The 24,096-nt window shown below is 68.0% G+C and carries 19 protein-coding genes; 16 read left to right on the top strand and 3 right to left on the bottom strand.

Features of this window, described 5'->3' with window-relative positions; genetic code table 11:
• Positions 1–134: 134 nt before the first annotated feature.
• The 3 genes from xylA to AC07OY_RS20450 are packed head-to-tail and all read right to left on the bottom strand — an operon-like array spanning position 135 to position 4,141.
• The gene (gene xylA, locus AC07OY_RS20460; protein WP_495044457.1) at positions 135–1,448 is read right to left on the bottom strand and encodes a xylose isomerase; all 1,314 of its coding nucleotides are present in this window, start codon (positions 1,446–1,448) and stop codon (positions 135–137) included.
• A gap of 3 nt (positions 1,449–1,451) precedes the next feature.
• A complete protein-coding gene (gene xylB, locus AC07OY_RS20455) occupies positions 1,452–2,909 on the bottom strand; it encodes a xylulokinase (protein ID WP_495044456.1) in 1,458 nt (485 codons plus the stop codon).
• The gene (locus AC07OY_RS20450; protein WP_495044455.1) at positions 2,909–4,141 is read right to left on the bottom strand and encodes an ROK family protein; all 1,233 of its coding nucleotides are present in this window, start codon (positions 4,139–4,141) and stop codon (positions 2,909–2,911) included. Before AC07OY_RS20450 ends, xylB begins: the two co-directional genes overlap by 1 nt.
• 184 nt (positions 4,142–4,325) lie before the next feature.
• Here AC07OY_RS20450 and AC07OY_RS20445 point away from each other — a divergent pair, with 184 nt between their 5' ends.
• The 16 genes from AC07OY_RS20445 to AC07OY_RS20370 all read left to right on the top strand — a co-directional run bounded on the left by AC07OY_RS20445 (position 4,326) and on the right by AC07OY_RS20370 (position 24,094).
• Positions 4,326–5,849 carry a tryptophan halogenase family protein gene (locus AC07OY_RS20445; RefSeq protein WP_495044454.1) on the top strand — a complete coding sequence of 508 codons (1,524 nt, stop codon included), beginning with the start codon at positions 4,326–4,328 and terminating at the stop codon, positions 5,847–5,849.
• Between the two features lie 16 nt (positions 5,850–5,865).
• Positions 5,866–8,136 carry an alpha-xylosidase gene (gene yicI, locus AC07OY_RS20440; RefSeq protein WP_495044453.1) on the top strand — a complete coding sequence of 757 codons (2,271 nt, stop codon included), beginning with the start codon at positions 5,866–5,868 and terminating at the stop codon, positions 8,134–8,136.
• Between the two features lie 114 nt (positions 8,137–8,250).
• Positions 8,251–9,966: a glycoside hydrolase family 9 protein gene (locus AC07OY_RS20435; protein ID WP_495044452.1), complete on the top strand. Its 1,716-nt coding sequence runs from the start codon at positions 8,251–8,253 to the stop codon at positions 9,964–9,966.
• Between the two features lie 26 nt (positions 9,967–9,992).
• Positions 9,993–11,303 carry an MFS transporter gene (locus AC07OY_RS20430; protein ID WP_495044451.1) on the top strand — a complete coding sequence of 437 codons (1,311 nt, stop codon included), beginning with the start codon at positions 9,993–9,995 and terminating at the stop codon, positions 11,301–11,303.
• Positions 11,303–12,013: a polysaccharide deacetylase family protein gene (locus AC07OY_RS20425; protein ID WP_495044450.1), complete on the top strand. Its 711-nt coding sequence runs from the start codon at positions 11,303–11,305 to the stop codon at positions 12,011–12,013. The genes AC07OY_RS20430 and AC07OY_RS20425 overlap by 1 nt, the downstream gene beginning before the upstream one ends.
• Positions 12,014–12,090: 77 nt before the next feature.
• On the top strand, positions 12,091–14,424 hold the full coding sequence (locus AC07OY_RS20420) for a bifunctional salicylyl-CoA 5-hydroxylase/oxidoreductase (RefSeq protein WP_495044449.1): 2,334 nt from the start codon (positions 12,091–12,093) through the stop codon (positions 14,422–14,424).
• On the top strand, positions 14,421–15,155 hold the full coding sequence (locus AC07OY_RS20415; protein ID WP_495044448.1) for an SDR family NAD(P)-dependent oxidoreductase: 735 nt from the start codon (positions 14,421–14,423) through the stop codon (positions 15,153–15,155). The genes AC07OY_RS20420 and AC07OY_RS20415 overlap by 4 nt, the downstream gene beginning before the upstream one ends.
• Positions 15,152–15,628 (top strand): MarR family winged helix-turn-helix transcriptional regulator, encoded by a 477-nt coding sequence (locus AC07OY_RS20410; protein ID WP_495044447.1) that lies wholly within the window; start codon positions 15,152–15,154, stop codon positions 15,626–15,628. The genes AC07OY_RS20415 and AC07OY_RS20410 overlap by 4 nt, the downstream gene beginning before the upstream one ends.
• A complete protein-coding gene (locus AC07OY_RS20405) occupies positions 15,625–16,464 on the top strand; it encodes an enoyl-CoA hydratase family protein (protein ID WP_495044446.1) in 840 nt (279 codons plus the stop codon). The genes AC07OY_RS20410 and AC07OY_RS20405 overlap by 4 nt, the downstream gene beginning before the upstream one ends.
• A 2-nt stretch (positions 16,465–16,466) precedes the next feature.
• Positions 16,467–17,636, top strand: coding sequence for an acyl-CoA dehydrogenase family protein (locus AC07OY_RS20400; RefSeq protein ID WP_495044445.1), 1,170 nt, complete (start codon positions 16,467–16,469; stop codon positions 17,634–17,636).
• A 2-nt stretch (positions 17,637–17,638) separates the two neighbouring features.
• On the top strand, positions 17,639–19,237 hold the full coding sequence (locus tag AC07OY_RS20395) for a benzoate-CoA ligase family protein (RefSeq protein ID WP_495044444.1): 1,599 nt from the start codon (positions 17,639–17,641) through the stop codon (positions 19,235–19,237).
• A 22-nt stretch (positions 19,238–19,259) separates the two neighbouring features.
• Positions 19,260–20,423, top strand: coding sequence for an ABC transporter substrate-binding protein (locus AC07OY_RS20390; protein WP_495044443.1), 1,164 nt, complete (start codon positions 19,260–19,262; stop codon positions 20,421–20,423).
• A 346-nt stretch (positions 20,424–20,769) separates the two neighbouring features.
• Positions 20,770–21,690 (top strand): branched-chain amino acid ABC transporter permease, encoded by a 921-nt coding sequence (locus AC07OY_RS20385; protein ID WP_495044442.1) that lies wholly within the window; start codon positions 20,770–20,772, stop codon positions 21,688–21,690.
• A complete protein-coding gene (locus AC07OY_RS20380) occupies positions 21,683–22,642 on the top strand; it encodes a branched-chain amino acid ABC transporter permease (protein ID WP_495044441.1) in 960 nt (319 codons plus the stop codon). Before AC07OY_RS20385 ends, AC07OY_RS20380 begins: the two co-directional genes overlap by 8 nt.
• Positions 22,593–23,387, top strand: a complete 795-nt coding sequence (locus tag AC07OY_RS20375; protein ID WP_495044440.1) for an ABC transporter ATP-binding protein — start codon at positions 22,593–22,595, stop codon at positions 23,385–23,387. Before AC07OY_RS20380 ends, AC07OY_RS20375 begins: the two co-directional genes overlap by 50 nt.
• Before the next feature lie 5 nt (positions 23,388–23,392).
• Positions 23,393–24,094: an ABC transporter ATP-binding protein gene (locus tag AC07OY_RS20370; protein ID WP_495044569.1), complete on the top strand. Its 702-nt coding sequence runs from the start codon at positions 23,393–23,395 to the stop codon at positions 24,092–24,094.
• Positions 24,095–24,096 lie beyond the last annotated feature (2 nt).

Raw genomic sequence — 24,096 nt, 5'->3', positions numbered from 1 at the left:
CTCTGTGGGACTACTGGTTCGGCGGGGATTCGGGCGTCAGCAACATCGGCTGCGCTGAGCGAGGGTTCGGGTCATGGCAGCGTTGTCGGTCCGGGCGCGTTGAGGCGGTGTGCGGTGAAACTGGTCGTTGGGGCTCAGCCGCGGAAGCGGTTGACGAGGTTCTCGAAGACTTCCTGGCGGCCCGACACGGGCGCAACGTCGGTGTTGCTCTCGAGCACCTGGTCGGCGAGGTCGCCCAAGGAGCGGCGGCCTTGCAGGATGTCCTGGCCGGCGGGCGTGTCCCAGCCGGCATAACGGCTGTCCACGGCGGCTTGCAGGCGGCCGTCGTTGATCATTTTTTCAGCGACCAGCAGGGCCTGGGCGCAGACGTCCATGCCGCCGATATGGCCGTGGAAGAGGTCGGCCGCATCGATGGATTGGCGGCGCACCTTGGCGTCGAAGTTCAGGCCGCCGCTGCCGAGACCGCCGGCCTGCAGCACGTGGTACAGGGCCACGGCCGTCTCGGGCACGTTGTTGGGAAACTGGTCGGTGTCCCAGCCCAGCTGCGGGTCGCCGCGGTTCATGTCCAGGCTGCCGAGGATGCCCAGGGCGCCGGCCGTGGCGATCTCGTGCTCGAAGCTGTGGCCCGACAGCGTGGCGTGGTTGGCTTCGATGTTGACCTTGACTTCCTTCTCGAGGCCGTAGCGCACGAGGAAGCCGTAGACCGTCGCCGTGTCGAAGTCGTACTGGTGCTTGGACGGCTCGCGCGGCTTGGGCTCGATGAGGATGGCGCCCTTGAAGCCGATCCTGTGCTTGTACTCGACCACCATGTTGAGGAAGCGGCCGAGCTGGTCCATCTCCTGGCCCAGGCGGGTGTTCAGCAGGGTCTCGTAGCCTTCGCGGCCGCCCCAGAGCACATAGTTCTCGCCGCCGAGCCTGAGCGTCGCGTCCATCGCGTCGCGCACCTGCAGGGCCGCCATGGCGAACAGGGCCGGGTCGGGATTGCTGGCCGCGCCCGACATGAAGCGGCGGTGGCTGAACAGGTTGGCCGTGCCCCACAGCAGCTTCAGGCCAGTGGCCTGCTGCTTCTCGCCGAGGATGTCGACCAGGCGCAGGAAGTTGTCGTGGCTCTCGCGCGGCGTGGCGCCTTCGGGGGCGACGTCGCGGTCATGGAAGCAGTAGTAGGGCAAGCCGAGCTTGGCGAAGAACTCGAAGGCGGCATCGGCCTTGGCCTTCGCGAGTTCCATCGGTGTGCCGCCCTGGAACCAGGGGCGCTCGAAGGTGGCGCCGCCGAATGGGTCGAGACCGGTCCAGACGAAGTTGTGCCAGTAGCACGCCGCAAAGCGCAGGTGCTCTTCCATGCGCTTGCCCAGGACGATGCGGTCCTTGTCGTAGTGCTTGAAGGCCAGCTCGTTGGGGCTGTCGGCGCCCTCGTAGCGGATGTGGGGGATGTGTTCGAAGTAGCTCATGGATCAGGCGCCACTCAGGCGCTGGTACAGGTCACGGAAGCGCGCCAGGCGCGGGGCCAGGCGGGCATGGCGTTGGGGATCGGGAGAGAAGAGGGCGGCGACGGGCGGCCGGGTGCAGACGGTGGCGATGTCGCCACCGCAGGCTAGCCAGCCCAGGCGCGCTGCGCCCAGGGCGCCACCGGCTTCGCTGCCGGTGTGCAGCACGATGTCGACCTTCAGCGCATCGGCGACCAGCTGGGCCCAGAAGTGGCTGCGCGAGCCACCGCCCACCAGCGACAGCTGATGGACCTGGGTGCCTGCAGCGCGCAGCGCATCCAGGCCGTCAGCCAGGCCGAAGGTGACGCCTTCGAGGACGGCATAAGTGCAGTCGGCCCGTGTCGTCTGTGCCTTCAGGCCATGGAAGACGCCGGGCGCAAACGGGTCGTTGTGAGGCGTGCGCTCACCGGCGAGGTAAGGCAGGAAGATGGGCGCATTGACTGCGCTGTCATTTGGCAAAAACGAAGCGAGCTCGGCCAGCAGCGTGGCCTCGTCCGAGCTGACAAGGGTGCAGAACCAGCGCAGGCAGCTCGCTGCCGACAGCATCACGCTCATCTGGTGCCAGCGCTGAGGCAGCGCATGGCAGAAGGCATGCACGGCTGATGCCGGGTTGGGGCGGTAGCGGTCGTTGACGACAAAGAGCACGCCCGAGGTGCCGAGGGAGATGAACCCATCGCCGGGCTGGGTCGCGCCGATGCCGATGGCGCTGGCCGCGTTGTCGCCCGCGCCGCCGGCCACGATGACTTCGGCGCCCAGGCCCCAGGCCTTGGCGAGTTCGGGCTTCAACACGCCGCTCGGTTCGCTGGCTTCGACCAGGCGCGGCATCTGCGCGCGCGTCAGGCCGCAGGCGGCCAGCAACTCATCGGACCAGTCGCGTCGCCCCACGTCCAGCCACAGCGTGCCGGCGGCGTCGCTCGGATCGGAAACCTTGTCGCCCGTGAGTTGCAGCCGCAGCCAGTCCTTGGGCAGCAGCACGCTCTTTACGCGGGCGAACACCTCGGGCTCGTGCTTGCGAATCCACAACAGTTTGGGCGCCGTGAAGCCGGGCATGGCGAGGTTGCCGGCGATGCCATGCAGCCGCGGCGCGGTGGCCGTCAGCGCTTCGCACTCGACATGGCTGCGGCCGTCGTTCCACAGGATGGCAGGGCGCAGGACGGCATCGCTGCCATCGAGCAGGACGGCGCCATGCATCTGGCCCGACAGGCCGATGCCGCGGATGGCGGCGAACTCGGCAGGATGGGCGGCGCGCAGCTTGGCGATCGCAGCCTCGGTGGCATGCCACCAGTCGGCCGGGTCCTGCTCCGACCACAGCGGCTCGGGCGAAGACAGCGCCAGTGCGCTGCCGGCCGTGCCGACGATGTTGCCTTCCCCGTCAAGCAGCAGCAGCTTGACTTCGGAAGTGCCGAGATCGATGCCGAGGAACATCAGTGGGCCTCCTCGGTTTCGGCGACGACCGCGCCGCTGTCGGCCAGCGGCAGGGCCGGGCGAGTCAGGCGATAGCGCGCCAGTGCTGCGGCACCCACGGCGACGGCATTGGCGCCGAACATCGAGATGCGCACGCTGGGCGGCGGCAGGCTGGCGGCGTTGGCGTAGTCCAGCAGGGTGTCCAGCGCCGGCTTCAGGAAGGGCTCGCCCAGCTCGACGACCGAGCCGCCCAGCACGATGCTGGCCGGGTCGTAGGCGGTGGCGAGGTTCTGCAGCAGCACGCCGAGATAGCGGCCGGCGGAGTTGACGGCTTTCAGCGTCTCGGCGTCCTCGTCCACCAGATGGGCGCGCACCTCGGCCAGGGAGCGCAGGGCCGTGCCGTCTTCGCTGCCGCCCAGCATGGCGCGCGTCGCGATCAGCGCTTCGGCGCAGCCGCGGCGGCCGCAGGAGCAGCGCGGGCCGCCCAGCTGCAGCACCATGTGGCCGACCTCGCCTGCAAAGCCGCGGCTGCCGGTCAGCAGGCGGTCGCCGACGATGACGCCGGCGCCCAGGCCCTGGTTGATGGACACGTAGAGCAGCGGGTCGGACGCCGGCGCGGGATTGAATTCCATCTCGCCCAGGGCCGCGACATCGGCTTCGTTTTGTATGAAGAGAGGCACGCCGGCCAGGGCCGTGTCCTGCAGCTTGTCGGCCAGCAGGGCGCCGAAGGGAATGTCGCGCCAGCCGAGGTTGGGCGCGAAGTGCAGCAGGCCGCGGGCCTCGTTGACACCGCCGGGCAGGCCGACGCCGAGGCCGAGGATCTGCTGTCTGGCGTCCAGTTGCTTGCTGAGCTTGATCAGCGCGCCGGCCAAGCTGGTGATGCAGGCCTTGGCGGTGCGGCTGGCGCCGTAGTTGGCGACGGTGCAGGCCTTGACCTCGCCCGTCAGCGAGGTGGCGACGACGCGAACGGATTCGATGCCGACTTCGGCGCCGAGCAGCAGCAGGCGGTCGGGATCGATGAAGAGAGGCGTGGGGCGGCGGCCCAGGTCGCCGGTAGCGACGACCTCGCGCTCGATGAGCCAGCCTTCGGCGATCAGCTCGCGCGTCAGCATGCTGACGGTGGACTTGGTCAGGCCGACGGCGCCGGCCAGGTCGGCGCGCGACAGTCCCGGGTGGGCGCAGAGCTGCCTGACCAGCGCCATGCGATTGATGACCTTGAGCAGCTGTTGGCTGCCGGCGGCTTCGGCCTGCATTTGTCTCCTGTCGTTGTCGGTATTGCCCATGCTTCGACGGGCTCGGAGGCCATATTAGTTCGGCCATCGAACGAAGTAAATACGGTGTTGACCCCTATCGCGATGCGGCCCGCCTCGCCGAAGATCGCGCCGCCCGCCGGACTCGCGGTGAGGCACACAAGAATTCCTTTGGCCCGAGACAGCCATGACCGATTCCCCCATCCGCAAGATCGTCATCGTCGGCGGCGGCACCGCCGGCTGGATGGCCGCCGCGCCGCTGGCCCAGCGCTTCGCGCAGGCGGGGCAGGGCGCTTGCGAGATCGTTTTGGTGGAGTCGCCCGACATTGGCACCATCGGTGTCGGCGAGGCCACGCTGCCGCCCATCCGCGCCTACAACCGCACCTTGGGCCTGGATGGCGCCGACTTCGTCAAGAAGACCCAGGGCAGCTTCAAGCTCGGCATCGAGTTCCGCGATTGGGGCCGCGTCGGCCACCGCTTCTTCCATGGCTTTGGCGACTTCGGCCCCGCCATCGAGAACCGCTCGGCCTGGCAGCACTGGCTGCGTCTGTCGCGCATCACGGATGGGCTGCCGGGCTATGAGGACTGGTCCACCTCCACCGTGATGGCGCGGAGCAACCGCTTCACGCCGCCCGAAGGAGGGGCGCCGTCGGCCGCCAATGCCTATTCCTTTGCCTATCACTTCGACGCGGGCCTCTACGCGGCCTATCTGCGCGAGTACGCCACGCAGCGCGGCGCCCAGCGCATCGAGGGGATGATCGTCGATGTCGAGCTGCGGCCCGAAGACGGCTTTGTCGCCGCCGTCAAGCTGGCCGATGGCCGCCGCATCGAGGGCGACCTCTTCATCGACTGTTCGGGCTTTCGCGCGCTGCTGATCGGCGGCGCCATGCAGTCGCCCTTCGAAGACTGGAGTGCCCTGCTGCCCTGCAACAGCGCACAGGCCGTGCCGAGCGAGCGCGTCGAGCCGCTGACGCCCTACACGACCTCGACCGCCAAGGCCGCGGGCTGGCAATGGCGCATCCCGCTGCAGCACCGCACGGGCAATGGGCATGTCTACTGCAGCCACTTCATCAGCGACGACGAAGCGGCCAGCACGCTGCTCGCCGGCCTGGACAGCAAGGCCCTGGACACGCCGCGTCAGCTGCGCTTCACGACGGGCCGGCGCAAGGCGGGCTGGGTCAAGAACGTCGTCGCCATCGGCCTGGCCTCGGGCTTCCTGGAGCCGCTGGAGTCCACCAGCATCCAGCTCATCATGGACGGCGTCGGCCGGCTGATCCAGTTCTTCCCTGACAGGGCCTTCAAGCCCCATCTGGCCGCCGAGTTCAACCGGCTGATGGCGCGCCAGTACGAGTCCATCCGCGACTTCATCGTGCTGCACTACAAGCTGACGGACCGGCGCGACAGCGAGCTGTGGCGCTATTGCGCGGCAATGCCGATCCCGGACTCGCTGGCCCACCAGATCGAGCTCTTCCGCAGCGCGGCCCGCGTCGCCATCTACGACCCCGACGGCTTCGCCGAGCCGTCCTGGGTGTCCCTCTTCCTCGGCCTGGGCCTGCAGCCCGAGAGCCACGACCCCTTCGTCGACCACATCGATCCCCAGGCCCTGCTGCAGCATTTCGCGCGTCTGCGCCAGGCCATCCAACAGACCGTGGGCGGCATGCCTGGCCACGGGGACTACATCCGCCGCCACACACAGGCACCACCCCTTTGAGGAGTTTGAGACAGCCATGAAGTTCACTGACGGACAGTGGATGCTCCAGCCGGGCGTCGCCGCGCATTACGCGGCCGAGGCCTATGCGCTGGAAGTCCACGAAGACCGCCTGGTCGTGCTCGCCACGACCCGCCCCATCAAGCATCGCGGCGACACGCTGCAGGGCCCGACGCTGACCGTGACGCTGAGCTCGCCCCTGCCCGGCGTCATCCGCGTCAGCGTCGAGCACTACACAGCCTCCCAGGCGCCGCGCTTGCACATCCCCATGGTCGGTGCGGGCCAGCACCCGGTGCAGATCGTCGACGGCGAAACCAAGGCGACGCTGACCTCCGGCGCGATCTCGGTTGACGTGAAGAAGGGTGAGGGTTGGAGCCTCACCTTCCGCGAAGGCGATCGCATCCTGACCAAAAGCGACTGGCGCGGCCTCGGCTACATCCAATGGGGCGCCAAGGGCAACCATGTGCATGAGCAGCTGAGCCTGGCCGTCGGCGAGAACGTCTACGGCCTGGGCGAGCGCTTCACGCCCTGGGTCAAGAACGGCCAGATCGTCGAGAACACCAACAAGGACGGCGGCACGGCCTGCGAGCAGGCCTACAAGAACGTGCCCTTCTATCTGACCAACCGCGGCTATGGCGTGCTGGTCAACGAGGCCGGCCCGGTGTCCTTCGAGGTCGGCTCGGAGAAGGTGGCGCGCGTGCAGTTCAGCCGCGAGGGCGAGAGCCTCGACTACTGCGTCATTGCCGGTCCCACGCCCAAGGAAGTCGTTGGTCGATTGACAGCGCTGACAGGCCGATCGCCGCTGCCGCCGGCCTGGAGCTTCGGCCTGTGGATGACGACCTCGTTCACGACGCAGTACGACGAGGCCACGGCCACCCACTTCATCGACGAGATGGCGCGCCGCGAGCTGCCGCTGTCGGTCTTCCACTTCGACTGCTTCTGGATGCGCGAGTTCCAGTGGTGCGATTTCGAATGGGACCGCCGCGGTTTCCCCGAGCCCGAGGCCATGCTCAAGCGCCTGCATGCCAAGGGGCTGAAGATCAGCTTGTGGATCAACCCCTATGTGGCGCAGAAGTCGCCGCTGTTCGCCGAGGGCGTGAAGCAGGGCTACTTCATCAAGAGAACGAACGGCCTGACCTTCCAGACCGACCAGTGGCAGCCCGGCATGGCCATCGTGGACTTCACGAATCCCGCCGCCAAGGCCTGGTACCAAGGCCATCTGCGCCGCCTGCTGGCCACCGGCGCCGACTGCTTCAAGACCGACTTCGGCGAGCGCATCCCGAGCGAAGGTGTCAGCTATTTCGACGGCTCCGACCCCGTCGAGATGCACAACCTCTACGCCCTCCAATACAACCAGGCCGTGTTCGAGCTGCTGGAAGAAGTGCAGGGCAAGGACGCCATCGTCTTCGCCCGTTCCACCTATGCCTCGGGCCAGCGCTTCCCAGTGCACTGGGGCGGCGACTGCTGGAGCACGTTCGAGTCCATGGCCGAGAGCCTGCGCGGCGGCCTGTCGCTCACCTCCTGCGGCTTCGCCTTCTGGAGCCATGACATCGGCGGCTTCGAGGGCAACCCGCCGCCGGCCGTCTACAAGCGCTGGATCCAGTTCGGCTTGATGTCCTCGCACAGCCGCTTGCACGGCAGCAGCTCCTACCGAGTGCCATGGCTGGTCGACGAAGAAAGCTGCGACGTGCTGCGCGTCTTCACGCGGCTCAAGCACCAGCTCATGCCCTATCTCTACGCCAAGGCCCACGAGGCGAGCGAGACCGGCGTGCCGCTGATGCGCTCCATGCTGATGGAGCACCCGCAGGACCCCGCCTGCACGACGCTGGACCGGCAGTACCAGCTCGGCGAGAGCCTGCTCGTGGCGCCCGTCTTCACCGAGAACGGCGAGGTGGATGTCTATCTGCCGGACGGTAGCTGGACGCATCTGCTGAGTGGCGAGAAGAAGCCCGGGGGGCGCTGGCATCGCGAGGTGCATGGCTTCCTGAGCATGCCCGTCTATGCCGCGCCCAACAGCGTCATCGCCTGGGGTGCCGAGACCGAGAAGCCCGACTACGACTACGCGCGTGGCACCGTGCTGCGCGTGTTCGAACTGGATGACGGCAAGAGCGCGCCCTTCACGGTCGTCGGCGTCGACGGCAGCGTCGCCGCGCGTGGCACGGTGGCCCGCCAAGGCGGCCAATACACGGCCCACGTTGCCGAGGGTGCGCTGCGCGACTGGAGCCTGGACGTCGACGGCCGCCGCAGCCCGGTGCAGTCGGAAGGCAAGGAGTTGCGCTGGGCCCCGTGAGGCCCGCTGCCGGGCCGCGCTGCCGCGCGGCCCGGTGTCTTCACTCACCCGCATTGACCCCAATGTCTTGCGACTGACAGCGTTGTCATAATCGACTTCTCCATGAGACCCATCGTGCTTTCATTCCGCCTTTTCGCCGTGGCCGGCCTGTGGCTAGGCGCCAGCGCCGCGCTGGCCCAGGCGGCGGCCGTCAACCAGGTGGGCTATCTGCCTGGCGCTGCCAAATGGGCTGCACTCCCTGCCGGCGCAGGCGACGAGTTCCGCGTCGTGCGCGTGGGCGGCGACGAGGTCGTGCTGCGCGGCCGCATGGCGCCGGCGAAGACCTGGGCGCCGGCCGGCCAGGCGGTGCGTCTGGCGGACTTCTCCGCGTTGAAGGACCCCGGCGACTACGAGCTGCGAGCGGACGGCGTGAGCACGTCGCCGCGCATCCGCATCGCCCCTGACGCCTACGCCGCGCTCACTGCCGCCAGCCTGAAGGCCTTCTATTTCAACCGTGCGGGACTCGCGCTCGAGGCTCGCCACGCCGGCCGCTGGGCCCGGCCCGGCGGCCACCCCGACACCGAGGTTCTCGTCCACGCCTCGGCCGCCAGCGACAAGCGCCCCGAAGGCACGCGCATCTCCGCGCCCAAGGGTTGGTACGACGCGGGCGACTACAACAAATACATCGTCAACTCCGGCATCACCGTCTACACGCTGCTGGCCGCTTGGGAACAGTTCCCGGCATTGTTCAAGGCGCTGCGGATCGACATCCCCGAGACCGGCGACGTCCTGCCGGACGTGCTGAACGAGGTGCTGTGGAACCTCGAGTGGATGCTGGCCATGCAGGACCCGGCTGACGGCGGGGTCTATCACAAGCTCACCAACAAGAGCTTCGACGGCAACCAGATGCCGCATGAAACCAAGGGCACGCGCTACGTCGTTGCCAAGAGCACTGCCGCGGCGCTGGACTTCGCCGCCGTGATGGCCCATGCCAGCCGCGTCTTCAAGCCCTTCGAGGCGCAGCGGCCGGGCCTTTCCGCCCGCATGCGCGATGCGTCCGTCGCCGCCTGGCAATGGGCGCGTGCGAATCCACAGGCCGTCTACAAGAACCCGCCCGATGTGCGCACCGGCGAGTACGGCGACGCCAAGCTCGACGATGAGTTCGCCTGGGCGGCCGCCGAGCTGTTCATCACGACGGGTGAAGCCGCCTACCGAGACGCGCTGAAGCTGGAGTCGCAACCCATCCGTGTGCCGGGCTGGGGCGACGTCGTCGGCCTGGCCTGGACCAGCCTGGCCCAGCATCGCGACCAGCTCTCCAAGGCCGACGCCGATCTCGTCACGCGCCGCGTGCGCGGCTTTGGTGATGAGCTCGCGGCGCTCTGGCAGGCCTCGGCCTATCGCCTGACGATGGAGGTGACGACCGACTTCGTCTGGGGCAGCAATGCCCATGCGCTGAATCAGGCGCTGATGTTGATCCAGGCCTATCGCCTGGACGACGACCGCCGCCGGCTCGACGCCGCGCAATCGGTGCTGGACTATGTGCTGGGCCGCAACCCGCTGGCCATGAGCTATGTGACCGGTTTCGGCCAGCGCTCGCCGCTGCACCCCCACCACCGGCCCTCCGAGGCCGACGGCGTCGACGCTCCCGTGCCCGGCTTCATCGTCGGCGGCCCCAACCCGGGCCAGCAGGACCAGAAGAACTGCCCCGTGCGCTACCCGTCGGCCTTGCCGGCCCTGTCCTATATCGACCACGGCTGCAGCTATGCCGCCAATGAGGTCGCCATCAACTGGAACGCGCCGCTGGTCTATGTGTCGGCCGCGCTGCAGGTGCTGACGCCTGCGCCTCGTTGATCAGAGAAGAAGACCACGGAGACCCCATGACCTCGACCTCCCGCCACCCGCTCGTCTGGGTGCCCTCCCTCTACCTGGCCATGGGCCTGCCCAATGTGATGGTCGGCGTCGTCGCGGCCATCATTTACAAGAACCTGGGCATCTCCAACGAAGACATCGCCCTCTACACCTCGCAGATGTACCTGCCCTGGGTGCTCAAGCCGCTGTGGGCGCCGCTGCTGGAAACCTACCGCAGCAAGCGCTTCTGGGTCATCAGCATGGAGTTCACGATGGCGGCGGCCCTGGGCCTCGTCGCGCTGTGCCTGCCGCTAGAGAGCTTCTTCAAGCTGTCGCTGGCCTTCTTCTGGATCGTCGGCTTTGCGTCCGCCACGCAGGACACCTGCGCCGACGGCGTGTTCATGACCACCGTCTCCAAGACCGACCAGGCGCGCTACTCAGGCGTGCAGGGCATGTGCTGGAACCTCGGCGCCGTGGTTGCGTCCGGCCTGCTGGTCTCGCTGACCGGCTATCTGCACAACCACCAGGGCCTCTCCTGGGTGCAGTGCTGGGTCGTCGTCGTGTCGCTGGCCGCGGCCTTCATGGCCGTCTTCGGTGTCTATCACCTGCGCGTGCTGCCGCCGGGCTCGCCCTCGCACCTGCACGGCGCCGGCCTGGGCGGCGGCCTCAAGGCCACGGCCGAGGCCTGGATCACCTTTTTCCAGAAACCGCAGATCTGGATGATGCTGGCCGTCATCTTCTTCTACCGTTTCGGCGAAGGCTTCATCGAGAAATTCGGCCCGCTCTTCCTGCTGGACACGCGCGCCGCCGGCGGCCTGGGCCTGGACAACGAGTCGCTGGGCCACATCAACGGCACGGTCGGCACCCTGACCTTCATCGCCGGGGCCTTCCTGGGCGGATTCCTGGTGGCGCGCCGCACGCTGCCGCGCACCTTCTTCACGCTGGCCCTGGTGCTGAACGTCCCGCACCTGACCTATTTCTACCTAGCGCAGTCGATGCCGACGGACACGTTCACCATCGCCGTCGTCGTCTCCATCGAGAAGTTCGGCTTCGGCATGGGTTCGGTCGGCCACATGCTTTACATGATGCAGCAGATCGCCCCGGGGCCCTTCCGCATGGCCCACTACGCGATGGCCACCGGCGTCATGGCGCTGACGAAGTGGGGCACGGGCAGCGTCAGCGGCCTGCTGTGGAACTATGTGAACCACCAGTACGTCAGCTTCTTCGGCTGGGTGCTGATCTTCTCCATCCCGCCGGTCATCCTGGCCTGGCTGGCGCCCTTCCCGCATGACCACGAGGAAGCGCCCGAGGGCAACGAGGCCCCGGTCGGCGCGCATTGATGATGAGCCTGTTGCTGGCCATGGCCCTGGCCGCCGCCGAACCCGCCTGCCCGCCCGAGGCCCTGAGCACCTCGCGCACGCTGACACTCAAGCGCGAAGGCGCGGCCTGGGGCAGCGCCCAGCATGTGGCCCTGGCTGGTCTGGCGCCCAAGGAGGTCGTGCTGACCTTCGACGACGGCCCTCGCCCCGAATCCACGCCCGTGGTGCTCAAGGCACTGGCGGAACAATGCGTCAAGGCCAGCTTCTTCATGAACGGCGAGCCGCTGCGCCAGCATCCCGCCCTGGCCCGCCAGGTGCGCGAGGCGGGCCACACCTTGGGCATGCATGGCAACCGCCACGACAATTTCTCCCGGCTGCCGCCTGCTGCCCAACTCGCCGACCTGGACGCGATGACGGCGGCCTACCGCGAGGTGCTGGGCAGTGAGCCGGCGGCCTGGCGCTTCCCCTTCCTGGCGGAATCACCCTTCATGGTGGCCACGCTGCGCGAGCGCGCCATCACCGTCATGTCCATCGACGCCGGCGCCGAGGACTGGCTGCCCGATCAGACGCCGCAGATGCTGGCCGACAAGCTGCTGGGTGGATTGGCCAAGAGTGGTGGCGGCATCATCCTTTTGCACGACAACCAGGACCAGACGGCGAGGGCGCTGCCGTTCCTGCTTCGGTCGCTGAAGGCCAGCGGGTATCGCGTCGTCCACCTGAGCTGGCAGTGACGACCTAGGGTTTGTCCGTCAGGCAGTGCCACGTCCAATTGCTTGACGTTTGAACTATTGATTTCTAAAGTGGTGCGATGCGCATCACCTGCATCGGCGGCGGACCCGCCGGCCTCTACTTCGCCCTGTTGATGAAGAAGGCCGACCCGGCCCATCAGGTGCGGGTGCTGGAGCGCAACCGTGCCGGCGACACCTTCGGCTGGGGCGTCGTGCTGTCGGACCAGACCGTGGAAGCGCTGCGTGAGGCCGACCCCGAGACGGCCGAAGAGATCAGCGACGCCTTCAACCACTGGGACGACATCGCCGTCCACTTCAAGGACCGCAGCATGGTCTCCAGCGGCCATGGCTTCTGCGGCATCGGCCGCAAGAAGCTGCTCAACATCCTGCAGGCGCGCTGTGAGGCGCTGGGCGTGGAGCTGGTCTACGAGACCGACGTGGCCGACGACGCCGGCATCGAAGCCGACCTCATCATCGCGGCCGACGGCCTGAACAGCCGCCTGCGCCAGAAGTACGCCGCCACCTACCAGCCCGACATCGACCTGCGCGCCTGCCGCTTCGTGTGGCTGGGCACCACCAAGCTGTTCGACGCCTTCACCTTCGATTTCCAGCCCACCGAGTGGGGCTGGTTCCAGGCTCATGCCTACCGTTTCGACGCGACGCATTCGACCTTCATCGTCGAGGCGCCGGAAGATGTCTGGCGCGCCGCCGGCATCGAGGCCATGAGCAAGGAGGAGGGCATCGCCTTCTGCGAGCAGCTGTTCGCCAAGGTGTTGGGCGGCCACCCGCTGATCTCCAATGCCAGCCATCTGCGCGGCTCGGCGTCGTGGATCCGCTTCCCGCGTGTCGTCTGCAAGACCTGGGTGCACCGCAACGAGAGCGGCATTCCCGTTGTGCTGATGGGCGACGCCGCCCACACGGCCCATTTCTCCATCGGCTCGGGCACCAAGCTCGCGCTGGAAGACGCCATCGACCTGGCACGAGACATCCAGGCGCATGGCGACCTGCAAACGGCGCTCGACGCCTACCAGGCCACGCGCAGCATCGAGGTGCTGCGCATCCAGAACGCCGCGCGCAACTCCACCGAGTGGTTCGAGAACGTCGAGCGCCATGCGCGCCTGGCGCCCGAGCAGTTCGCCTATTCGCTGCTGACCCGCTCCCAGCGCATCTCGCACGAGAACCTGCGCCTGCGCGACGCCCGCTACGTCGGCGAGTTCGAGCGCTGGCTGGCGGCACAAAGCGGCGTGGACGCGCAGGTGCCACCCATGTTCACGCCCTTCAAGCTGCGCGGCGTCACTCTGAAGAACCGCGTCGTCGTCTCGCCCATGGCTCAGTACAGCTGCGAGGCCGGCATCCCCGGCGACTACCACCTGGCCCATCTCGGCGCGAGGGCTTTGGGCGGGGCAGGGCTCGTCTTCGCGGAGATGACCTGCGTATCGCCTGACGCGCGCATCACGCCCGCCTGTCCTGGCTTGTGGAACGACGCCCAGGGCGCCGCCTGGCAGCGTATCGTCGAGCATGTGCACGCCAGCAGCAGCGCCAGGATCGCCATGCAGCTCGGCCACGCCGGCCCCAAGGGCTCGACCCGCGTGCCCTGGGAAGGCGAAGACCTGCCGCTGCCCGACGGCAACTGGCCGCTGATCTCGGCTTCTCCGCAGCAATACCTCGCCGGCATCAGCCAGGTCGCCCGCGCGATGACGCGCGCCGACATGGACCGAGTCCGAGGAGACTTCGTCAACGCCGCCCGCCGCGCGGCCGATGCCGGCTTCGACTGGCTGGAGCTGCACTGTGCCCACGGCTATCTCCTGTCCGCCTTCATCTCGCCGCTGACCAACCAGCGTGACGACGACTACGGCGGCTCGCTGGAGAACCGGCTGCGCTATCCGCTGGAAGTCTTCAACGCGCTGCGCGAGGTCTGGCCGCTGGACCGGCCCATGTCCGTGCGCATCTCGGCCCACGACTGGGTGGCTGGCGGCACGACGCCCGAGGATGCCGTCGCCATCGCCGCCGCCTTCAAGGCTGCAGGCGCCGACCTCATCGACGTGTCCTCCGGCCAGGTCAGCAAGGCGCAGAAGCCGGTCTATGGCCGCATGTTCCAGACGCCGTTCTCGGAGGCCATCCGCAACCGCGTCGGCATCGCGACCATGGCCGTCGGCGCCATCTCCGAGGCCGACCACGTCAACAGCATCATCGCCTCCGGGCGCGCCGACCTTTGCGCCATCGCCCGGCCGCATCTGGCCAACCCAGCCTGGACGCTGACCGAAGCCGCCCGCATCGGCTACCGCGGCCCCATCGGCCTGGAGTGGCCCAGGCAATACCTCTCGGGCAAGAGCCAGCTCGAGCGCGAGTTCGAACGCCAGCGCTCGGCAAGCGTGGCCGCGGCCGAGCAGGCCAACAAGGCATTGGGCGTATGAAACAGCATGCAGTGATCACCGGTGGCGGCAGCGGCATTGGCGCGGCGATCGCGAAGCGGCTGCTGGCCGACGGCCTGCGCGTCACGCTGATGGGCCGCAGCCTGGAACGCCTGCAGTCCCAACAGGCCGAACTCGGCAACGTCGCCATCCAGATCTGCGACGTGTCCGACGAGAGCAGCGTCGCGGCGGCCTTTGCGGCCGTGGGCGACGTCGACATCCTCGTCAACAACGCCGGCCAGGTCGAGACCGCGCCTCTGCACAAGACCTCGCTCGAACTCTGGCAGCGCCTGCTCAATGTCAACCTCACCGGCAGCTTCCTGTGCAGCCGCGCCGTGCTGCCGGGCATGCTGGCGCGCAAGCAGGGCCGCATCGTCAACGTGGCCAGCACGGCGGCACTCAAGGGCTATGCCTACGTGGCCGCCTATTGCGCGGCCAAGCATGGCGTGCTGGGCCTGACCCGGGCGATGGCGCTGGAAGTGGCGGCCAAGGGCGTGACGGTCAACGCCGTCTGCCCCGGCTATACCGAGACCGACATCGTCGCCAACGCGGTGGACACCATCGTCGCCAAGACGGGGCGCACGCCCGAGCAGGCCAAGGCCGAACTGGCCAAGGCCAATCCACAGGGGCGGCTGATCCAGCCCGAGGAAGCGGCCGACACCGTGGCCTGGCTCATCAGCGCCGGCGGCGTCAATGGGCAGGCCATTGCCGTCTGCGGCGGGGAGACGGTGTGAACGATCTCGACCTCGAGACGCGGCTGTCCGACGAGGACCACCAGGCGCTGAAGCTCTGGCTGCGCCTGCTGTCCTGCACGACCCGCGTGGAAGACCAGATCCGCCAGCGCCTGCGCGCCGACTTCGGCACCACGCTGCCGCGCTTCGACCTGCTCGCCCAGCTGGAGCGCCACCCCGATGGCCTGACCATGCGCGAGCTGTCCAGGCGTCTGATGGTGACGGGCGGCAATGTGACCGGCATCACCGACCAGCTCGAAGCCGAAGGCCTGGTGCTGCGCGAGACCCGCGCCGACGACCGCCGCAGCTTCATCGTCAAGCTCACGCCCCAGGGCCGCCGCCAGTTCAAGCGCATGGCGGCCACCCACGAGGGCTGGATCGTCGAGCTCTTCGCCGGCTGGACGCCGGCCCAGAAGACGCAAGTCCACGAATTGCTCGCCCAACTGAAAACGCATCTGGCCAAGGATTCCCAATGACGCCGCACCTCACCTCCGGCAACCACCTGAGCCTGGTGGGCCACGAAGCCCAGCACTTCCTCTGGCAGCAGCAGGGCGCGGTCGGCGTCATCACGCTGAACCGGCCCGAGCGCAAGAACCCGCTGACCTTCGCCTCCTATGCCGAGCTGCGCGACCTGTTCCGGGCGCTGTCCTATGTGGACGAGGTCAAGGCCATCGTCATCGAGGGCGCCGGCGGCAACTTCTGCTCGGGCGGCGATGTGCACGAGATCATCGGCCCGCTGACTGGCATGAGCATGCCCGACCTGCTGGCCTTCACGCGCATGACGGGCGACCTCGTCAAGGCCATGCGCGCCTGCCCGCAGCCCATCCTTGCGGCCATCGACGGTGTCTGCGCCGGCGCCGGCGCCATCATGGCCATGGCGTCCGATCTGCGCGTGGGCACGGCGCGCAGCAAGACGGCCTTCCTGTTCACCCGCGTGGGCCTGGCCGGTTGCGACATGGGCGCCTGCGCCATGCTGCCGCGCATCGTCGGCCAGGGCCGGGCGTCGGACCTGCTCTACAGCGGCCGCAGCCTGGGCGGCGAAGAGGCGCTGAACTGGGGCTTCCTGAACCGTCTGGTCGAGCCCGAGCAACTGCAGGCCGAGACGCTGAAGTGGGCAGGTGACATCGCCAGCGGCCCCAACTTCGGCCATGCCATGACCAAGCGCATGCTGCACCAGGAATGGTCCATGGGTGTCGACGAGGCCATCGAATCCGAGGCGCAGGCCCAGGCCATCTGCATGATGACCAAGGACTTCCATCGCGCCTACGAGGCCTTTGTCGCCAAGCAGAAGCCGGTCTTCCAGGGAGATTGAAGATGTCCCATCTCGACTGGCCCTTCTTCGAAGCCAAGCATCGCGAGTTGGCGACCGCGCTCGATGCCTGGTGCGGCGAGCATCTGCGGCATGTCGACCATGATGGCGACGTGGGCGGCGAATGCCGGCGCCTCGTCGCGCTGCTCGGCCAGGCTGGCTGGCTGAACCACGCGGTGGCCGGCGAAGGCCAGGCCATCGACACCCGCGCCATCTGCCTGATCCGCGAGACCCTGGCCAAACATGACGGGCTCGCTGACTTCGCCTTCGCCATGCAGGGCCTGGGTTCGGGCGCCATCTCGCTGCAGGGCACGCCGGCCCAGCGCGAGCGCTATCTGCCCCGTGTGGCGCGGGGCGAGGCGCTGTCTGCCTTTGCGCTGTCGGAGCCCGAGGCCGGCTCCGACGTCGCCGCCATGCAGTGCAGCGCCACCGAGGACGGCGACGGCTACCTGCTCAATGGCGAGAAGACCTGGATCTCCAACGGCGGCATCGCGGACTTCTACGTGCTGTTCGCCCGCACGGGCGAAGCGCCCGGAACGCCCGGTCAGGGTGTTCCTCGTCGAGACACGCGTGGCATCTCGGCCTTCATCTTCGATGCCGGCATCCCGGGCTTTGACATCGCCGAGCGCATCGACGTCATCGCACCCCACCCGCTGGCCCGTCTGCGCTTCACCAACTGCCGCGTGTCCAAGAGCCAGATGCTCGGTGCGCCCGGCGAGGGCTTCAAGCTGGCCATGCGCACGCTGGACGTCTTCCGCACCTCGGTCGCCGCCGCAGCCCTGGGCTTTGCGCGACGCGCACTGCAGGAGGGTTTGAGGCAAGCCAAGGCGCGCCCCATGTTCGGCGCCCGCCTGGCCGACCTGCCGCTCACGCAGGCCAAGCTGGCCGACATGGCCTGCACGGTGGACTCATCCGCCCTGATGGTCTACCGCGCCGCCTGGCTGCGTGACCAGGGCAGGACCATCACGAAAGAGGCCGCCATGGCCAAGCTGATGGCGACCGAGGGCGCCCAGCAGGTCATCGACGCGGCGGTGCAGCTCTTCGGTGGCCGTGGCGTGCGCCGCGGCGAGATCGTCGAATCCCTCTATCGCGAAATCCGTGCGCTGCGCATCTACGAGGGCGCCAGCGAAGTGCAGCAGCTGATCATCGGCCGCGAACTGTTGAAGCAGGCTTGAACATGCATCCTTCGGCCCATCTGGACACCTTCGCAAGAGACCACCTCCCGCCGCAGGACCAGTGGCCGGAGCTGGTTTTCGACCTGCCCGAGCTGCAGTTCGGCCCCCAGCTCAATGCGGCCACCGAACTGCTGGACCGCTGGGTGCAGCAAGGCCTGGGCGACCGGCTCTGCGTGCAGGGCGGCGCTGTGAAGTGGACCTATGCGCAGCTGCAGGCCGAGGCCAATCGCATTGCCAACGTGCTGCGCAACGAACTCGGCGTCGTGCCCGGCAACCGTGTGCTGCTGCGCGGCGCCAACACGCCGCAGCTGGCGGCCTGCTGGTTCGCCGTCATCAAGGCCGGCGCCATTGCCGTGGCCACCATGCCGCTGCTGCGCGCCGGCGAACTGGGCAAGGTCATCGCCAAGGCCGAGGTGACGCATGCCCTGTGCGATGCGGCGCTGGCCGACGAACTCGCGGCGGCGCAGTTGCAGAACCCGATGCTGCGGGGCATCTGCCACTACCGCAGCAGCGAGCCGGATGGCCTGGAAGCCCGCGCGGCGCGTCAGCCGGCCACGTTCAGCAATGCGGACACCGCCAGCGATGACTGCGCGCTGATCGCCTTCACTTCGGGCACCACGGGCCAGCCCAAGGGCACCATGCATTTCCATCGCGACATCCTCGCGATCTGCCGCTGCTGGCCGGTGCATTGCTTGCGTGCGGAGGCCAGCGACGTCTTCATCGGCAGCCCGCCGCTGGCCTTCACCTTCGGCCTGGGCGGCCTGCTGCTCTTCCCGATGAGCGTGGGAGCGTCGACGGTGCTGCTGGAGAAGCCAGCACCCGACCTGCTGCTGGCTGCGATTGCCGAGCACCGCGCGACGGTCTGCTTCACGGCGCCGACCTCCTACCGGGCGATGGCGCCCTTGGTGGCTCAGCACGACATCTCGTCGCTGCGCAAATGCGTCAGCGCCGGCGAGGCCCTGCCGGCCGCCACGCGCGCGCTGTGGAAGCAGGCGACGGGCATCGAGCTGCTGGACGGCATCGGCGCCACCGAGCTGCTGCACATCTTCATCTCGCACACCGAAGAGAACGCCAAGGCTGGCGCCACCGGCAAGCCCGTGCCCGGCTACCAGGCCTGCATCCTCGACGACGCCGGCCAGCCGCTGCGCGCCGGGCAGGTCGGCCACCTGGCCGTCAAGGGCCCGACCGGCTGCCGCTATCTGGCCGACGAGCGCCAGCACCAGTATGTGCAGGACGGCTGGAACCTGACGGGCGATTCCTATCTGATCGATGACGAGGGCTACTTCGTCTACCAGGCCCGCACCGACGACATGATCATCTCGGGCGGCTACAACATCGCCGGCCCCGAGGTCGAGGCAGCGCTGTTGAGTCACCCTGCCGTTGCCGAATGCGGCGTCATCGGCGTGCCCGACGAAGAGCGTGGCCAGCTGGTCAAGGCCTTCGTCGTGCTGCGCGAGGGCCATGCCGGCGACGTGAAGGCGCTGCAGGAGCATGTGAAAGCGACGATCGCGCCCTACAAATACCCGCGTGCCATCGAGTTCCGCAACAGCCTGCCGCGCACCGAGACCGGCAAGCTGCAACGCTTTAAGCTCAAAGCCTGACCCCATCCATGGAGACCTGCGCATGAAGAAGACCTTTGCCGCCGTCACCCTCGGCCTTGCCTTGCTCCCTGCGGCTCAAGCCGCCGACAAGCTCAAGATCGGCTTCCTCAGCACCCTGTCCGGCCCCGGCGCCGGTTTGGGCGTGGACATCCGCGACGGCTTCGCCCTCGGCCTCAAGCACAGCGGCGGCAAGTTCGGCGGCCTGCCCGTCGAGATGGTCACGGCCGACGACCAGCAGAACCCCGAGGTCGCCAAGCAGAGCGCCGAGCGCCTCATCAAGCGCGACAAGGTCGACTTCATGACCGGCATCGTCTTCTCCAACATCATGCTGGCCGTCGGCCCGGCGGTGTTCGATGCCAAGGTGCCCTATGTCAGCGCCAACGCCGGTCCATCGCAGTACGCCGGCGAGCAGTGCAACCCGTACTTCTTCAACGTCGCCTGGCAGAACGACAACCTGCACGAGGCCGTCGGCAAGACGGTGACGGAGAAGGGCTTCAAGAAGCTGGTGCTGCTGGCGCCCAACTATCCCGCGGGCAAGGACGCGATGACGGGCTTCAAGCGCTACTACAAGGGCGCCGTCGTCGAGGAGATCTACACCAAGCTCGGGCAGCTCGACTACGCCGCCGAACTGGCCCAGGCCCGCGCCGCCAAGCCCGATGCGATGTACATCTTCCTGCCCGGCGGCATGGGCATCAATTTCATCAAGCAGTTCGTCGGGGCTGGCTTATCCAAGGACGTGACGTTGTTCGGGCCGGGGTTCTCGGCGGATGAAGACGTCATCAAGGCCGTCGGCGAGCCCATGCTGGGCATGTTCAACAGCTCGCATTGGGCGCATGACATGGACAACGCGGTGAACAAGAAGTTCGTGGCGGACTTTGTGAAGGACTACGGCCGTCTGCCGTCGCTGTATGCGAGCCAGGGCTATGACGCGGCGCTGCTGATGAATGCGGCGGTGAGGGATGTGAAGGGCAAGACGGAGGACAAGGCGGCGGTGTTGAAGGCGCTGAAAGCCGCCAGGTTCGAGTCGGTGCGCGGGCCGTTCAAGTTCAACAGGAACCAGTACCCGATTCAGGACTACTACCTGCGCGTCATCACCAAGGATGGACAGGGAAGGGTGACGAATCGGACGCTGGGGAAGATCTTCACGCAGCATGAAGACGCGTATGCGTCGGCTTGCAAGATGTGAGTGTTGAGATGGGCTTCGCTGAAGGATCGGGTTTGCGAGTGAGGCCCAGCCGGGAGTTCGCCCCGGCGGGCGACCTACTTTCTTGTGCGAACAAGAAAGTAGGCAAAGAAATCGCCCCCGAACCGCCCGCCCCTCGCACAGCGAGGGGTGCCCTGCGATGCTCGATCCTTGAGGCCCCGCGCGAAACTCCCGCCGCTACGCTCTGGTCAAACAGTTGCGCGGAGTCAGAGCTTGGAGCGTGCTGCGCACGCGGCCTCAAGGACCTGCGCTTCTCGGCGGGCTCAAAGGGGGGAAGACAAATACCTCGGTGCGACCGGCTTCCGGGTTTGGTCAAGGCTATCTACTGATGGACTGGATTCTCATCACCGAGCAAGCCCTCAACGGCCTCCAATTCGGCCTGATGCTCTTCCTGCTCGCCGCGGGCCTGACGCTCGTGTTCGGCATCATGGACATGATCAACCTGGCGCATGGCTCGCTCTACATGGTCGGGGCCTACCTCGCCGCCGCCACGGCCGCCGCCACCGGATCCTTCCTGGTCGCCGTCCTTGCCGCCCTGGCAGGAACGGCCATCCTCGGCATGGCTCTCGAAGTCACCCTGCTGCGAAAGCTCTACGCCAGAGACCACCTCAGCCAGGTCCTCGCCACCTTCGCCCTGATCCTGATGCTCAACGAAGGCGTGCGCATCGTCTGGGGCGACCAGCCCCTGATGCTGAACACGCCGGCCGCGCTGTCTGGCCCGGTCGAACTGCTGCCGGGGCTGCACTACCCGGCCTACCGCTTGCTCATCATCGGCGTCGGCCTCGCCGTCGCCTTGCTGCTGTGGCTGCTGGTCACGCGCACGCGCTACGGCGCCTGGGTGAGGGCGGGTGCGTCCAATCGCCAGATGGCCACGGCCATGGGCGTCAATATCCGCCTGCTGTTCACGGCCGTGTTCGGCTTCGGCGCCGCGCTGTGTGCGCTGGCCGGTGCACTGCTCGGTCCGTTGCTGGCCGTGCAGGTGGGCATGGGCGAGAGCATCCTGATCCTGGCCTTCGTCGTCATCGTCGTCGGCGGCATCGGCTCGGTGCGCGGTGCGCTGGTGGGTTCGCTGCTGGTCGGCGTCGTCGACACGGCCAGCCGCACGCTGCTGCCGGCCCTGCTGCGCCAGCTCGCCTCGCCCGAGGTCGCGTCCAACCTCGGCCCGGCCCTCGCTTCCATCCTCATCTATGTGCTGATGGCCGCCATCCTGTTCTGGAAGCCGAGAGGCCTCTTCCCTGCCCATGGCTGAATCTCGCAGCCTCCATCACCGTGGGCTCGGCCGTTGGCTCTGGCTGCTGCTGGTCGTGCTCGCCGCGCTGCCGCCGCTGCTGCAGGCCGTCGGCCTGGAGTTCTATACCGTTGTCGCGACACGCATCCTCATCTTTGCCATCGCGGCGTCCAGCCTGAACCTCATCCTCGGTTTCGGCGGCCTCGTGAGCTTCGGCCATGCGGCTTACATCGGCCTGGGTGCCTACACCGTCGGTGTGCTGATGGATGCGGGTATCTCGTCAGCCTGGATCGCCTGGCCGGCCGCGATGCTCGTCAGTGCCATCGCGGCGGCAGTGATCGGCGCCATCAGCCTGCGCACCCGCGGCGTCTACTTCATCATGATCACGCTGGCTTTCGCCCAGATGTTCTATTTCCTGGCCGTGTCGCTGAAGGCCTATGGCGGTGACGACGGACTGCCGCTGGCGCAGCGCTCGGTGGTCGGGCTGGGGCTCAACCTCAAGGACGACGCCAGCTTCTACTGGGTAGCGCTGGCGCTGTTTGCCGGCGTCATGCTCGGCCTGCAGCGCCTGGTGAACTCGCCCTTCGGTTGGCTGCTGCAGGGCGCACGCGAGAACGAAGTGCGTGTCGCCGCAGCGGGTGGCCGTGTGTTCGCCCTGCGCTGGCAGGCCTTTGTGCTGGCAGGCGCCATCGCCGGTCTGGCCGGCGCCATGCTGGCCAACCTGAACGGCCTGGTGTCGCCGCATCTGATGCACTGGTCGCAGTCCGGCCAATTGATGGTCATGGTCATCATCGGCGGCGCCGGTGCGCTCTGGGGCGGGCCGCTGGGCGCCGCGGCCCTGCTGCTGCTGGAGGAGCTGCTGTCCGGCTACACCCTGCACTGGCAGCTGGGTCTGGGCGCGCTGTTGCTGCTCGTCGTGCTGTATGCGCCGCGCGGCTTGGCGGGATGGAGTTGGAAGGGGCGCCGTGCTTGAGATCAAGAACCTCGTCAAGCGCTTCGGCGCACTGGCCGCGACCGATGGCGCGAGCTTCGAGGTGCGGGCGGGCGAGCTGCATGCGCTGATCGGCCCCAATGGTGCCGGCAAGACGACGCTGATCCACCAGATCTCCGGCGCCCTGGCGCCAGATTCCGGCCAGATCGTCTTCGACGGCCAGGACGTCACCCGGCTGGACATCGCCCGCCGCGTGCAAGCCGGCCTGGTGCGCAGCTTCCAGATCACCAGCCTCTTCAAGCCCTGCACGGTGCGTGACAACTTCGTGCTGGCCCTGCTGGCCCGAGACGAGCGTGCGCCGTCGTGGTGGCGGCCGGCGCGGGCCGATGCCGCGGCACATGATCAGGCCGACCGCCTGCTGGCGCGCGTCGGCCTGAGCGCTCAGGCCGACCGCATGGCCGGTGAACTGGCCCATGGCGAGCAGCGCCAGCTCGAAGTCGGTCTGGCCCTGGCCGCCCGGCCGCGCCTGCTGTTGCTGGACGAACCCTTGGCCGGCATGGGGCCGGACGAATCGGCCCGCATGGTCGAACTGCTGCAGGCCTTGAAGGCCGAGGGCCAGACCCTGCTGCTGGTCGAGCACGACATGGACGCCGTCTTCCGTCTGGCTGACCGCATCTCCACACTGGTCGGCGGCCGCGTCATCGCCAGCGATGTGCCGGCGGCCATCCGCGCCCATCCCGAGGTCAAGCGCGCCTATCTGGGCGACGAGATGGAGGCGGCGGCATGAGCGCATTGCTTGAGATTGATGGCCTCGAAGCCGGCTACGGCGCCAGCCAGGTGCTGTTCGGCATGCAGCTCGCCATTAAGCCCGGCGAGGTCGCCACGCTGCTGGGCCGCAACGGCATGGGCAAGAGCACGCTGCTGCGCTGCCTCTGCGGCTGGCTCCAGCCCAGCGGCGGGCGCATCCGCTTCTGCGGCGAGGATGTCACCGGCTGGCCAGCCGACCGCATCGCGCGCCTCGGCCTGGCCCTGGTGCCGGAGGGCCGGCAGGTCTTCCCCAACCTCAGCGTGCGCGAGCATCTGGACGCCTTTGCGGCCAACCGCAGTGGTGCGGCCGAGCAGTGGACGACGGCGCGCGTCTTCGACCTCTTTCCGCGCCTGGCCGAGCGCGCGGGCAACTCAGGCCAGCAGCTGTCCGGCGGCGAGCAGCAGATGCTGGCCATCGGCCGGGCCCTGGTCACCAATCCGCGCCTGCTGGTGCTGGACGAAGCGACCGAGGGCCTGGCGCCCCTGGTGCGCGAGGAGATCTGGCGCTGCCTGGACCTGCTGCGTGCCGCCGGCCAGACCATCCTCGTCGTCGACAAGTATGTGCAGCGCCTGATCCGCCTGGCCGACCACCACACGCTCGTTGAGCGCGGCCGCGTAGCCTGGGCCGGGCCGTCTACAGCGCTCGCCGCCGAGCCCGCGCTATGGCAGAAGCATCTGGGGGTCTGACG

It is taken from the genome of Roseateles sp. GW821-FHT09H10 (assembly GCF_059415865.1).
This window is presented reverse-complemented; position numbering and strand designations above follow the sequence as displayed.